Below are 13,921 nucleotides of genomic sequence, written 5' to 3' on the forward strand. Positions count from 1 at the left end.
CCCAAACCCGCGAGAACGGGGTGTTATCCTGCCCAAAAGTTTCTACAGAATAAAAATAAGTACGGCGATAAGCGCGGCAATTACCAGTAGGGCAATGAGGGCGGGCCACCACTGCTGGCGGCGCGGTGCAGAGTCATTGACGTTGACGGCGCGGAAGCTGGTGGTTTCGAAGGTTTCGGTGGCGGCGGGGGAGGTAGGGGTGGCGTCGGCAAGCGAGGCCTCCTTTGAATCCGGCAGCGGCGCACCCGCATAGATACTGAGCACCCGGCCGGCGCTGCGCGGCGCATGGTAGGCATGGGCCAGGGTTGTGCCCTGCTTGGCGACGTCCACCCCATCCAGCCGCCCCACCCACTGCGGGCCCAAATAAGCATCGGCGCCGGATCCGGTGGTGCTGGGTGAAAGCGTCACCAATACGTGCATACGCGCGTGGGCGGGAATATCTAAATCCGCGGGCAGGTCGGTGATGTTGATGGGTGGGGCATAGCCCAGCATCGTCCACGGACCCGCCGGCGGGTTATTGGCCGGCAAACAGAGCCCCGGCCGGGGAAGGAGCAGCGAGAGGGAGCCATCGGGCTGCGGCGCGGCTGTGGCCGCAGGAGTGAGCCCAGCGCGAAAAAGCAGATCTATCTCGGGGTATTCGGCGCGGTCTGCGCTGGTGATATGCCCGATGGGGGAGTCGGTGCGCACCTCCAGGCCACCGTCCTGGCGGGGCGCCAAGGTGACGGTGAACTCCTGGTTTTCCTTCGTCTGCGCACCATAGACGGGCAAGGTCTGCACGGCGCCCAAGCCGCGGTGCGGAATGAGGTAGGTAGAAGAAAGCATACCCACCCTTCTACCACGCCAGGGTGCGGCACTGGTGTGCAGCACCGGCGGCCGGGCTTAGGCCAGGGCGCGATTGACGGCGGAGTTAATTGCGTTAATGGAAGCCCGCGTGGTGGATCCGGCGATGCCGGCGCCCCACACCTTGTTCTGGTTAACGTCGGCTGCGATATAACAGGCGGCCTCGGCGTCGTCGCCGGCGGAGCGGGACTGCTGGGAGTATTCCATGACCTCGAAGTCGATGCCCAGGGATTCCAGCGCGTTGGCATACGCCGCGATGGGGCCGTTGCCGGTGCCGGAGACGGTGGACTTTTCCCCGCGGAAGGTCACGGTGGCGGTCACGGCAGCGTCCTCCTCGTCCGTTGGGGCATTGTCCATATGGAAGGACGCTAGGGCCAGTGGAGTCTCGCGGTCTAGGAATTCGGTGGCGAAGATGTCCCACATATTCTTGGAATTGACCTCGCCGCCCTCGGAGTCAGTGATTTCCTGCACCACGGTGGAAAACTCCGCTTGCATGGCGCGCGGCATATTGATGCCGTGGTCGGTCTTCATGATGTAGGCAACGCCGCCCTTGCCGGACTGGGAGTTGACGCGGATGACCGCCTGGTAGTCGCGGCCCACGTCCTTTGGATCGATGGGCAGGTAGGGAACCTCCCAGATGGCCTCGCGCAGTTCTTCCCACGAGACCTCGGTATTGTTCGCGCCGGGGCGGATGGTGGCCGCCAGCGCATCGAGGCCCTTGTTGATAGCGTCCTGGTGGGAACCGGAAAAGGCGGTAAAGACTAACTCGCCGCCATAGGGGTGGCGCTCCGGCACGCGCAGCTGGTTGCAGTATTCGACGGTCTCGCGGATCTGTGGCAGATCGGAGAAGTCAATCTGTGGGTCCACGCCCTGGGTGAGCATGTTCAGGCCCAGGGTGATGAGATCGACGTTGCCGGTGCGCTCGCCGTTGCCAAATAGGCAGCCCTCGATGCGGTCCGCGCCGGCCATAAAGCCCAGCTCGGCGGCGGCGATTCCCTCGCCGCGGTCATTGTGCGGGTGCAGCGAAAGCAAGATGTCCTCGCGGCGGGCCAAATTGCGGTGCATCCACTCGATGGAATCGGCGTAGACATTGGGCGAGATCATCTCCACGGTAGAGGGCAGGTTGATGATCATCGGGTTATCCGGGGAGGGATCCATGATTTCTACTACCTCATCGCAGACCTCGCGGGCGAAGTCCAGCTCGGTGCCGGTAAAGGACTCGGGGGAGTATTCCCAGCGCCACGTGGTGTCGGGGTAGTCCGCGGCGATGGACTTGATGAGTGCGGCGGCGTCGGTAGCCAGCTTCTTAATGGCGGGCTTGTCCTTGCGGAAGACCACTCGGCGCTGCAGCTTCGAGGTGGAGTTATAGAAGTGCACGATGACGTTTTTGGCGCCCTCGCAGGCCTCAAAGGTGCGGCGGATCAGGTGTTCGCGGGCCTGGACTAGTACCTGGATGGTGACGTCATCGGGAATCTTATTGCCCTCGATGATTTCGCGGACGAAGTTGAAATCCGTTTGGGAGGCGGACGGGAAGCCGACCTCGATTTCCTTGTAGCCCATTTTGACCAGCAGGTCGAACATGCGGTGTTTGCGCTCTGGGCTCATGGGATCAATGAGCGCTTGGTTGCCATCGCGCAGATCCACCGCGCACCACTGCGGGGCGTGCGTGATTTTCTTGCTGGGCCACGTGCGGTTCGGCAGATCGATGTCTTCCACCTCGATGGCGAAGGGCTGGTAACGCTCGTGGGGCATGGCGGAGCCGCGCTGCTTATTCCACGCGGGCTGTCCCTCGCGGCGTGGGCCGTTGGGGGTAGTGATATCGCGAGGGGCGCTGATAAAAGAGTCAGTGGGGGACATGGTGCGGTTTCCTTGTCTGTGGTGTCTGTGGGGAGACGGCCAGCTGGGCTTGGGTAGCCGGACTCCGCGACGGGGCGCTGGCCAGTGCTTAGGCCGAAATCCCGCCGCGGCAGATAAGGAGTAGGTCAATCCGCTGTGTCATATCGGTCACACTACAGGCTCTCTCACTATGTGGCAAGAGATTTCATTCAATGAGACGCGACGGCGGTACGGTACTATGCCTTTCGTGTCTACTGCCCGCCATTCCGCATCCAACTCGTCGTCCATACTGCGCTCCTTGTGGGCGCCTGCCGCGCTCGTTGCGCTCATCGGAGCCGCAGTGCGCGTGGGCGTGCTCGCGGCGGTGGCCGCCGTGCAGGACGATAAGCTCTGGGGACTGCTCAATAAGTGGGACGCCAAGCACTACGTAGAAATTGCCCGCGGCGGGTACTTCGGTGCGGATATCTCTACGGATGGGCCGGTCCATGAGACAACCATGGCCTTCTTTCCAGGCTTTCCCTTCCTGGTGCGTGCGGTAAGCGGCATCTTGGGAACCGGTGAGGCTGGCACTGCCATCGCGCTCAACGTGCTCTTTAGCATCGCGCTGGCCGCCGGGGTGATGGCCCTAGCCGCGCAGATGGGCATGGGAAAGTGGGCCCAAGTGCTCAGCGCCGTAGTGGTAACTAGCGCGCCGATGTCCATCGTGTTTTCTATGCCGTATACCGAAGCGCTTTTCGGGGCACTGGCTATCTGGGCGGTAGTGGCGCTGGTGGGCGAGCGCTGGTGGGCCGCCGCGGCGTATATCTTTGTGGCCGGGCTCGTGCGCCTTACCGCGGTGGACCTCGTTGCGGTCTTTGGGCTTATGGTGCTGCTGCGGGCCCGAAAGGACTGGCGAGCCTGGGCCGCGGTGGCGTTTTCGGTCGTGCCGCTGGTGGGCTATTTGTGGTGGTCGAGCAGCCACTTGAAAGATGTCGGCGGTTATTTTGGTATCCAGAAAGAACATTGGAATTCCGGCTTTGATGGCGGCAAAGCCACGGCTATGTGGTTGTGGGAGACGCTGACTGGGGCCACCAATGGCGGCTACCTGCTCAGTGCCGGCGTAATGATCGCTGCCCCGGTATGCCTGGTGCTGGCATGGCGCCGCCTGCCGTTGGCGGCCTGGCTATTTTCCGCCGTCCTTATGGCCAATGTGCTGCTTTCTGATGGCATCATGCACTCGCGGCCCCGGCTGCTCCTGCCGGCGGTGATCGTGTTGTTGCCGTGGGTGAAAAAGGGGGCGTCGGCAAGCGTGGCGGTTATTGCCTGGGCCCTGTTTGGCGCGTGGTTTTCGGCCTATATGCTCGGCGTATTTGAGTGGGCCATCTAACCGCGCTGGCTCACCGGGCTGCGGGAGAGCACGATGGTGGACAGCACCATGACGGTCAGGGCGATGAGCATAATTGCCCAACCGACGGCCGTATCGATGAGGAATTTCTCTCCCAGGACCATGTATCCCAAGCCGAAGGCCACGATGGGCTCAAAGATGGTCATGGCCGGCAGGGAATGGGCAAGGGGGCCGGCGTTGAAGGAATATTGCTGTACCACCGTGCCGGTAAGCGCGAGGCCGATGAGGCCGTAGAACTGCCAGCTCGCCAATAGGGTGGTGAGGCCTTCATGAGTGAAAATATCCACCACGGCCTTAGAAAGCAGGGCGACGAAGCCATAAATAACGCCGCAGGCCGTGCCCAATGCCAAGGGGCGCTGATCCGGTAGCTTTGCGGCCGTCGCGCCGAGGATTGCGAGGGTGGCCAACCCTATGAGGAGCGCCGGCCACCAATCGCTCCATTCTGGGCGGGGATTGCCGGCAACCGGCCGGCCGTAGATGACCATGATGCCCACCGCAATGGTCAGCGCAATGGACCAGAAAACCTCGTGGAAGGGCATCTTACGGCCGGAGTACCATGCCGAGAGCGGCAGGGTAAACATCAAGGACAGCACCAAGATGGGCTGGACGACCAGCAAGGTGCCGAAGCCGAGCGCGATAACCTGCAGGCCGTAGGCGCCAATCGCGGCCGCGGTGCCCACCCACCACAAGGGATTAGACATGGCGGCACGCATGACCGAATCATCGGCGTCGAGGGCAATGCGGTGGCGGACGACCGTGCCCCAAGCAACCGTCAGCGCGGATGCGAGCGCGAAAAAGATGGCGAGGAGGTTGCTTAACACCCGCTCAACGGTAGTAAAGATTCCTGTTATATGCATATTCTGCGCTGCATGGCGCGCGTTTTTCTCTATGGGGGACGGCCGGCGCATGGCGCGCTTTACGCTCGGGGTGTGTGAATAAAAAGCAAGCATTGTCTAGGAATTATGATGAGGACTAGGCCCCTGCGGGGTAGCATGGGTATTTGACTAATGACCGACAGGTATTTCTGGCGGTGTGCGGACGCGCGCGCCAGGGGTGCCTTGAAAGACGAAAGGCGGCATCCTTACCGTGGCCCTGATCGTGCAAAAATATGGCGGTTCATCCCTCGAATCCGCAGACCGCATTCGCGCCGTTGCGGAGCGCATCGTGGCCACCAAGAAGCAGGGCAATGACGTCGTCGTGGTGTGCTCCGCCATGGGCGATACCACCGATGAGCTGCTCGACCTTGCCGCCCAGGTCAACCCCGTGCCACCACGGCGCGAAATGGACATGCTGCTGACCGCGGGCGAGCGCATCTCCAATGCGCTGGTGGCCATGGCCGTGGAATCCTTGGGTGCCCATGCCCAGTCCTTTACCGGCTCCCAGGCCGGCGTGCTCACCACCGAGCGCCACGGCAATGCCCGCATCGTGGACGTTACCCCAGGCCGCCTGACCGAAGCTCTCGATGAGGGCAAGATCTGCATCGTCGCCGGCTTCCAAGGAGTTAATAAGGAATCGCGCGATGTCACCACGCTGGGCCGCGGCGGTTCCGATACCACCGCGGTGGCGCTAGCAGCCGCGCTGAATGCGGACGTGTGCGAGATTTATTCCGATGTCGATGGCGTGTATACCGCAGACCCGCGCATCGTCCCAGACGCGCAGAAGCTAGAGAAGCTCTCCTTCGAGGAGATGCTGGAGATGGCCGCGGTAGGTTCCAAGATTTTGGTTCTGCGCAGCGTGGAATATGCCCGCGCGTTCAATGTACCCTTGCGAGTTCGCTCGTCTTATTCAAATGACCCCGGCACCCTAGTGACCGGATCGATGGAGGATATCCCTGTGGAAGAAGCAGTACTCACTGGTGTAGCAACCGATAAGTCCGAGGCAAAGGTCACCGTCCTTGGAATCCCGGACCGCCCCGGGGAGGCAGCGAAGGTTTTCCGTGTCATTGCCGATGCAGAGATCAATATTGACATGGTCTTGCAAAACGTCTCCTCCCTGGAGGATGGCACCACCGACATCACCTTCACCTGCCCGCGTGCTGACGGTCCACGCGCCATGGAGCTATTGACCAAGCTGAAGTCCGAGGGCGGCTGGGCCAATGTGCTTTACGACGACCAAGTGGGCAAGGTTTCCCTCGTCGGTGCCGGCATGAAGTCCCACCCGGGCGTGACCGCCGAGTTTACCGAGGCCCTGCGCGACGTTGACGTCAATATGGAGCTCATCTCCACCTCCGAAATCCGCATCTCCGTGCTCACCCGCGAGGCTGACCTGGACAAGGCCGCTCGTGCGCTGCACGATAAGTTCCAGCTTGGTGGCGAAGAAGAAGCCACGGTTTATGCTGGAACCGGACGTTAAATACCCAAAAGCAACTACAGAGGATTTTTAAGTCATGACCACTGTTGCAGTCGTAGGCGCTACCGGCCAGGTCGGCCGCGTTATGCGCTCCATCTTGGAAGAACGCAATTTCCCGGCGGATAAGGTGCGCTTTTTCGCCTCGTCTCGCTCCGCCGGCACCGAGCTGGAATTTCGCGGCGAGCAGATTACCGTAGAAGACCTTGCTGAGGTCACCGAGCAATCCGTTGCCGATGTCGATATTGCCTTGTTCTCCGCCGGCGGCTCCACCTCTAAGCAGTGGGCCCCGGTATTCGCCGCGGCCGGCGCGACCGTGGTGGATAATTCCTCGGCTTACCGCAAGGACCCAGAGGTTCCCCTCATCGTTTCCGAGGTCAACCCCGAGGCAGCCAAGAACACCCCGAAGGGCATCATCGCGAACCCGAACTGCACCACCATGGCGGCCATGCCGGTGCTGAAAGTCCTCCACGATGCCGCTGGCCTGAATAAGCTCCACGTGTCCTCCTACCAGGCGGTGTCTGGCTCCGGTCTGGCCGGTGTGCAGGCGCTGGCCGCGCAGGTCTATTCCGTTGGTGAGCACAATGTGGGATTGGTCCACGATGGTTCCGCGCTCAATGACGAAGACTTTGGCCCGTACGTGGCACCTATCGCCTATAACGCCCTGCCGATGGCTGGCAACCTGGTTGATGATGGCTCTCTGGAGACCGACGAGGAACAAAAGCTGCGCAACGAGTCCCGCAAGATCCTGGATATTCCGGAGCTGAAGGTCGCGGGCACCTGCGTGCGCATCCCGGTCTTCACCGGCCACACCCTGACCATTCACGCTGAGTTCGATAAGCCCATCACCCCAGAGCAGGCCACCGAGCTTTTGGGTGGCGCTCCGGGCGTTACGCTTGCCGACGTCCCCACTCCGCTCGCCGCCACCGGCATCGACGAGTCCTTGGTCGGCCGCATCCGCCAGGACCAGACGGTGGACGATAACAAGGGCCTCGTGCTCGTTGTCGCCGGCGATAACCTGCGCAAGGGTGCTGCTCTCAACACCATCCAGATTGCAGAGCTGCTCGTCTAGAGCAGCGCCGCTTCGCCACCCGTTGCACTACAAAGCTCGGCGCCCTCCTTTCCCCATAGCAAGGGAAGGAGGGCGCCGAGCTTTTGGCTTATTAACCGTGGACGAGGGGGTTAGTCCTCAGAAACCGGCTTGGCGGTGCCAGTTCCGGAGTCGGCACCAGGGCCCTTCTTGCCAAAGTCGAGGTCGCTAGTGGACGACGGAACCTCCGGCTTGGTGTGCTGCACGTAGGTCACGGACGGCTCCGGATCTTCGCGGTCATACTCAATATCATCATCATTTTCGAGCTCCTCGTGGATCTCTTCTGCGATATTGGTGACGAACTCGGTGGTTTCCATATTGGACGCTGCAGCCAGCTTGCGCAGCTCGCGCTCGTTCTTCTTGGTAAAGCGCTTGCGCGGGTCCAGGCGGCGGGACACCAGCTCATGGGCGCGCATGCGGCGGTCGGACTCGTCCGCGAGCTTGCTGCCGTTCTTGATGCGGTTGAAGACCATCACCGCGATCATCAGGAGTCCGAGGTAGCCCAGGATCGGGTAGACGTTGCTGACCAAGGCCTGGAAGCCCACGAAGGACAGGATGAAGCCGATGATGCAGGCGCCGGCATAAACCGGGTAGAAGCGCTTGGGGTTATTGCGGGTCAAGCGCTTGCCCAGCGCGTAGAACATGCCGATGGCGGTATTAAAGACCATGCCGTAAATGACAAAGGTCATCAGCACGCCCAAGACTGGGTGGATGCTGGTAATCAGGCTCAGTACCGGCATGTCCTGGCCGTTGACGGTTTCTGCCTCGAAGAAGAGGGCGAATACCAGCAGGGCCAACAGGATGAGATAGAGCAGGCCGCCAATGAGGCCACCGACGCCAACTGCACGGTTATCCAGGAAGTTACCGCCAATAACGATGGACATGGATACTGCCGTCATCACGTTCAGGCCGGTGTAGTTCAGTGCGGCTAGCCACCAATTAGGCAGCGAGGTATCAACATTATTGACCGCCCAGTCATTCATGGCAGAGAAATCAACGTCCGCATTCAAGATGGTGTAGCCGGTGGCAATCACCACGAAGATAATGATGAATGGGGTGATGGTACCGATGACCGCAGTTACTCGGTCGACATCCATCAGGCCGACGATCAGCACCAAAATCAGCATGGCGGTGGCGCCCACCCATACAGGGACGGACGGGAACTGCTGATTGATATTCGAACCACCGCCGGCGAACATGACGAAGCCGATGGCGAACAGGGTCACCAGGGTGGACCAGTCCAAAATCTTGGCGGTAAACGGCGATGCGACCTTGTCGTAGACAGCGGTATGCTCCTCGGCTTGGAAGTACGAGCCGAGCTGCAGGATGGATACGCCGGTGATCATCATCAAACCAGCGGCCAGGGCGATGCCCCACAGGCCCCAGTTACCAAAGGCCACGAAGTACTGCATGGCCTCTTGGCCGGAGGCAAAGCCTGCGCCCACGACGACGCCGATAAACGCCATGGAAATTCCGATTGCGCGTTTTAACATGAAAGGGAGAAACTCTCTTACTCACACGCGCCGGGCCCGGCATTGGTATCGCGCGGGCCCGGATCGACGGTCGATTTATCACGTGTGTACACGTCTAATAAACCACACATCGGACAGATATTTCGGGCAAGAATCGCCCCAACTGTGGCCTCATTTACCCCGGCCGTGGCGCGTAAAGCGCAGCTAAGTGCCAAAATTTGGGGCCCGTGGGGCACAAGGTAACCAGAGCGTAACAATTTGGGAGTGAAATTAACTCCGCAAGCCCAGGGGACTATTTGGGGGTATTACCCTGTCCCCGCGATGAGATCCTTGCGGGCGCGCGCCACGCGGGAGCGGATGGTGCCCACGCGCACGCCAGCAATCTTGGCCGCCTCCTCATAGGTATAGCCCAGCACTTGGGTAAGGATGAGGGCTTCGCGGCGGTCGGCCGGGAGGGCGTCGATAAGCGTACGGGCATCGATCCAGTCGCTCCACGCCGCGGAGTCTTCCGGCGCCGCACCCATCGCGTCTTCGTACTCGGTGGCAGACTTTCGCGGCCGGGCCATATCGTGGCGAATATTATCCACCCACACGCGCCGGGCCAAGGAGAGCAGCCACGTGCGCGCGGAGGACCGCGCCGCAAACCGCGGCAAGGCGCTGATGACGCGCAGATAGGTCTCCTGGGTGAGATCGTCAGCCCCCTCGGGCCCGCCCAAGTGCGCCAGCAAACGCCACACATCATCCTGGGTGGCCTTGATAAACTCCGTCAGTGCCGCGCGGTCGCCGCGACCGGCCCGAAGGGCAAGGTCGGTGACGCGGGCGTCGTCTGCTGCGGAGTGGTGAGTCACCTGAATGAATCTACCAGCACCTCTTACTCTCTTTGGCGAGCCCTGACAACCGTGCAAAGTTTTGCCACACTGGAGGGAACTGACCGCGAATTGCCAGGAGGCAAGAATGAGTGAATTTACCGCTGATGACATCCTGAACAAGGGCCAGCGCGCCGCTGGCAAGGGAAATACCACCCGCCCCTCGGGCCAGCCGGTGCCGTCCGAAAACACCTCGGTGACCGCCGGCCAGCAGGGCCCGGTGGCGCTGAATGATATCCACCTCATTGAAAAGCTCGCGCACTTCAACCGCGAGCGCGTGCCGGAGCGCACGCCGCACGCTAAGGGTCACGGCGCCTTCGGCGAGCTGCACATCACGGAAGATGTCTCTGCCTATACCAAGGCCAAGGTCTTCCAGAAGGGCACCGTTACCCCGATGATGGGCCGCTTTTCCACCGTGGCCGGCGAGCAAGGCTCCCCGGATACCTGGCGCGATGTGCACGGCTTTGCCCTGCGTTTCTACACCGAAGAAGGCAATCTCGACATCGTGGGCAATAACACCCCGGTCTTCTTCATCCGCGATGGCATTAAGTTCCCAGACTTCATCCACTCCCAGAAGCGCCTGGGCACCAATGGCCTGCGCGATGCCGATATGCAGTGGGACTTCTGGACCCGCAACCCGGAATCTGCACACCAGGTCACCTATCTGATGGGTGACCGCGGCACCCCGAAGTCCACCCGCCACCAGAATGGCTACGGCTCCCATACCTTCCAGTGGGTCAATGAGAAAGGCGAGGCTTTCTGGGTCAAGTACCACTTCAAGTCCCGCCAGGGCGTGGAGAACTTCACCGATGAAGAGGCCACTACCACCGCCGGCCAGAACCCGGATTGCCACCGCGAGGATCTCTACAATGCCATCGAGGAAGGCAACTACCCGATCTGGGACGTGAAGGTGCAGATCATGCCGCTGGATGAGGCGGAGAATTACCGCTTCAACCCCTTCGACCTGACCAAGGTCTGGTCTAAGAAGGACTACCCGCTGCATGATGTGGGCTACTTCGTCCTCAACCGCAATCCACGTAACTTCTTTGCCCAGATTGAGCAGGTGGCGCTCGACCCGTCCAATATTGTGCCGGGCGTTGGCCTATCCCCAGACAAGATGCTGCAGGCTCGCGTCTTCGCTTACGCTGACCAGCAGCGCTACCGCATCGGACCGAACTATAAGCACCTGCCGGTCAACCAGCCGCAGAATGTGGACCAGGTCAATACTTATGAGCATGAGGGCCCGATGCAGTACCTCTTCAACGCTCCGGAGGATCCGGTTTATTCGCCCAACCGCTATGAGAAGGGCACGGGCGTGCTTGACGACGCCGCTGTAAACGACCGCTCCCAGCTCGAGACCACCACCGCGGCGGAGCTCTACATCAATCCGGAGTCTCACGGCAGCGACCTGGTGCGTGCACCGTACGTTCGCCACGCCGAGGACGATGACTTCGTGCAGGCGCGCGACCTGTACGAGAACGTCTATGACGATGCCGCCAAGGAGCGCCTGGTCACCAATATCACCAACGCGATGGCTGGTGTATCCGAGGAGACCGAGGAGCGCGTCTACGAATACTGGACCAACGTGCACCCAGCCCTTGGCCAGCGCGTTCGCGAGGTCTACGCCGAGAAGAAGTAATCTTTCCCCGGCAGCACCTGTGTGCTAACGACGCCGCCCCCGTACCGAGTTGCTTTACTGCACGGTATGGGGGCGGTTTCTTGCTGTGCGGCTAGTCGCAGCGGCGCATCTTTTCCGTAACAAAGGCGGGAGCGCCCTCAGCGGCCCACTTATCCACGTCGTAGCACGGGGCGGCCAGGCCGGAGGTTGTCGTGCCAATGGATTCAATGGCTACCCACTGGCCGCCCTCGTAGCGTGCCCAGGCAGTCCAATCCGTGCTGTCTTTGCCAAAGTGGGCCCACTGGCCATCGCAATTATTGACTCGGATGTTGGTCATGGTGGGAGCTGCGGGCTGTAGCGCTTCTGGGGAGCAGTCGCCGCGGCCGGTGTCGGCGGGTACGGCGGCCGGGGCTGCACTCTCCTCGTTGGCGGATTCTGCGGTCTCCTCAGCGGGAGCTGCCGCCGCAGAAGTAGGCTCGGCCTCCACAGTCTCGGTGGCGGTGTCTTCGGCTTCCGAAGTTGCGGGCTCGCTCGTGGTTTCTTCGGACGAGGTCTCCGTGGCCGAGGAGCTTGCGGCGGTGGCGTCGGAGAACTCCGGTTCTGCGGACGTATCGGCATCGTTGGAGCAGGCAACAAGGCTGAAACACAGCGGCGCGATGGCCGCGGCGGCGAGGTAGCGGGAAGGGGCTAGGGAATAATTGTGGGACATGCCATATATCGTAGAGGAACTGCCATTGCGGGGGTGCTCGGCGCGCCTGCAACAGGGGAGTGACCTGCAAGGATAGGTTCAATACTATGACCTCACGCCTTGCCTCCCCAGACGCTGCGTCCCCCTCCCGGTGGCGCAGCGTCCTCTTGATCCTCCTGCTTGCCCTGCCGCTCATTATCGGGGCTGCGGTGGCGGGCCTTGCGCAGTGGGAACCCGCCCACACCTGGTCTAGCGCCGCGCAGCCGTTTGGAGCGCCGCGGGAAAATTCCGCCTCGCCAGAGGTGAAGGAAGCCGCCGAGGCGGCCAGCCGCGCGCAGGCACAGGCGAGCATGCTTAAATCGGGTGCCACGCAGCTTGATGACGGCACGGGAGAGCTGAATAAGGGGGCGGATGAGCTCGGAGGGGGCGTCGACAAGCTGGCGACGGGCTCCCAAGAATTGGTAGCCGGCCTCAATCAGCTGCAGTCCGGAACTAATACGCTCGGTGGCGGTGCAACGGAGCTGGCCAATGGTGTCGGCGGTGCCGTGGACCAGGTGGTGGGCCTCGGTGCCGTCCAAGGGCAGATTCTGCAGGCCATCGATGGCACGATGCGCGACCTGGAAGGAAATAAGTCCAAGGAAGCGAAGGAAATTCGCTCGCAGCTGGGCGATCTCCGTGCGCAGGTGAATAATTTCCGCCTGGATAATTCGGTGACCGATCAGCTCAAGAAGCTCAAGGATGGATCGCGCGATCTGTCGAATCAGTTGGCGGTCAACGGCTATGCCTATCACGATGGCGTGAATCAGGCTGTATCCGGTGCGCAGGAGCTTAACGAGGGCATCGCGGAGCTGAACAAGCGCGTTGGTGAGGCGCAGGAGGGCGTGGACAAGCTTGATGACGGCGCCGGCAAGCTCTCCACCATGGCGGCCCAAAACCAGACCAATGTGGGTGAAATTCAGCGTGCCCTGCCGCCAGCGCATACCGCGACCGACGGCCCGGCACATCTGCTCAGCCCTATCGTGGCGATGCTGGTCTCCGCCCTGGTCTTGCTCGCAGGCGCCGCGGCCGGTGTGGCATGGCAGATGGGATTCCGCCCATGGTTGACAGTCCTCGGCGGCACGCTGGCCGCGGTCGCCATCGGGGAAATCCTCCTCTTTGTGCTTGCCACCGGATTTACCCCTGTGGCGGCGGTGTGGGCCGGCGCGGCGCTCCTTCTGGGCGCGCTGTCCATGGCGGCCATCACCCGCGGCCTACTCGGGCTATGCGGCATTACTGCCGGCAGCATCCTCGCGGCGCTGTTTGGCATCGGCCAGACCGCGCTGGTGGGATGGCTGTGGAAATCCGCGGCAATTGCCGGTGTTTCTAAGATTTGGCAGATTGTTTCTAATCTTTTGCCGCTGAATTGGACTACCGCGGCCGTCACAACGGCGGGCAACGAAGGCGAGCCGGCCATCCTGTGGACCGGCGTTGCGGTATTGCTCGCCATCACTCTCATTGGGCTGAGTGCAAAGTGGTGGGCTCCATCCACAGGAAAAACCAAACCTACGGTTCATTAAGTCTGAAAAAACACACCTAAGAATAGAAAATATTGGTGGAAGCTGGGAACTTTGATTCGCGCTACCGTTTGCATTGCGCGAGTGCTACAGTTGGTCTTGCTCACAAAGCCTACTTAGGGGGTAGGCGAACGGTTTCTCCAATCCGTTGTGAGTGATAGGGAATAGGGACGACGCGGCGCTGTAGGGGCACCGCGTCGTTTCCCATATGTGGGGGTCTAGCTGCAA

General features: G+C 61.4%; 11 protein-coding genes. 5 read left to right on the forward strand and 6 right to left on the reverse strand.

What is annotated here, in order from left to right:
• Positions 1–42: 42 nt before the first annotated feature.
• On the reverse strand, positions 43–822 hold the full coding sequence (locus QP915_RS09490; protein ID WP_284769169.1) for a hypothetical protein: 780 nt from the start codon (positions 820–822) through the stop codon (positions 43–45).
• 57 nt (positions 823–879) lie between these two features.
• Positions 880–2,697: a 2-isopropylmalate synthase gene (leuA, locus tag QP915_RS09495; protein WP_284769170.1), complete on the reverse strand. Its 1,818-nt coding sequence runs from the start codon at positions 2,695–2,697 to the stop codon at positions 880–882.
• 217 nt (positions 2,698–2,914) lie between these two features.
• On the opposite strand from leuA, the gene QP915_RS09500 reads away from it, so the two are divergent.
• Complete coding sequence (locus QP915_RS09500) at positions 2,915–4,042, forward strand: mannosyltransferase family protein (protein WP_284769171.1); 1,128 nt, start codon at positions 2,915–2,917, stop codon at positions 4,040–4,042.
• On the opposite strand, the gene QP915_RS09505 is transcribed toward QP915_RS09500, so the two are convergent.
• The gene (locus tag QP915_RS09505) at positions 4,039–4,917 is read right to left on the reverse strand and encodes a DMT family transporter (RefSeq protein ID WP_284769172.1); all 879 of its coding nucleotides are present in this window, start codon (positions 4,915–4,917) and stop codon (positions 4,039–4,041) included. The two genes, QP915_RS09500 and QP915_RS09505, sit on opposite strands and share 4 nt — an antisense overlap.
• Before the next feature lie 229 nt (positions 4,918–5,146).
• Here QP915_RS09505 and QP915_RS09510 point away from each other — a divergent pair, with 229 nt between their 5' ends.
• Entirely contained in the window at positions 5,147–6,412 is a 1,266-nt protein-coding gene (locus QP915_RS09510) for an aspartate kinase (protein WP_179387282.1), read from the forward strand.
• A 34-nt stretch (positions 6,413–6,446) separates the two neighbouring features.
• Complete coding sequence (locus QP915_RS09515) at positions 6,447–7,478, forward strand: aspartate-semialdehyde dehydrogenase (protein ID WP_284769173.1); 1,032 nt, start codon at positions 6,447–6,449, stop codon at positions 7,476–7,478.
• 110 nt (positions 7,479–7,588) lie between these two features.
• Here the strand turns inward: QP915_RS09515 and QP915_RS09520 are convergent, their stop codons facing one another.
• Together QP915_RS09520 and QP915_RS09525 are read right to left on the reverse strand one after the other, a co-directional pair.
• A complete protein-coding gene (locus tag QP915_RS09520; RefSeq protein ID WP_284769174.1) occupies positions 7,589–8,989 on the reverse strand; it encodes a YkvI family membrane protein in 1,401 nt (466 codons plus the stop codon).
• A gap of 284 nt (positions 8,990–9,273) precedes the next feature.
• A complete protein-coding gene (locus QP915_RS09525) occupies positions 9,274–9,816 on the reverse strand; it encodes an RNA polymerase sigma factor (protein ID WP_284766139.1) in 543 nt (180 codons plus the stop codon).
• Between the two features lie 106 nt (positions 9,817–9,922).
• Here QP915_RS09525 and QP915_RS09530 point away from each other — a divergent pair, with 106 nt between their 5' ends.
• Entirely contained in the window at positions 9,923–11,473 is a 1,551-nt protein-coding gene (locus QP915_RS09530; protein ID WP_284769175.1) for a catalase, read from the forward strand.
• A gap of 91 nt (positions 11,474–11,564) precedes the next feature.
• Here QP915_RS09530 and QP915_RS09535 read toward each other — a convergent pair whose 3' ends face one another.
• Positions 11,565–12,161, reverse strand: coding sequence for a hypothetical protein (locus QP915_RS09535; protein WP_284769176.1), 597 nt, complete (start codon positions 12,159–12,161; stop codon positions 11,565–11,567).
• Between the two features lie 86 nt (positions 12,162–12,247).
• Between QP915_RS09535 and QP915_RS09540 the strand changes: the two genes are divergently transcribed.
• Complete coding sequence (locus tag QP915_RS09540; protein ID WP_284769177.1) at positions 12,248–13,696, forward strand: hypothetical protein; 1,449 nt, start codon at positions 12,248–12,250, stop codon at positions 13,694–13,696.
• Positions 13,697–13,921 lie beyond the last annotated feature (225 nt).

It is taken from the genome of Corynebacterium sp. MSK158 (assembly GCF_030229085.1).
GTDB lineage: Bacteria > Actinomycetota > Actinomycetes > Mycobacteriales > Mycobacteriaceae > Corynebacterium.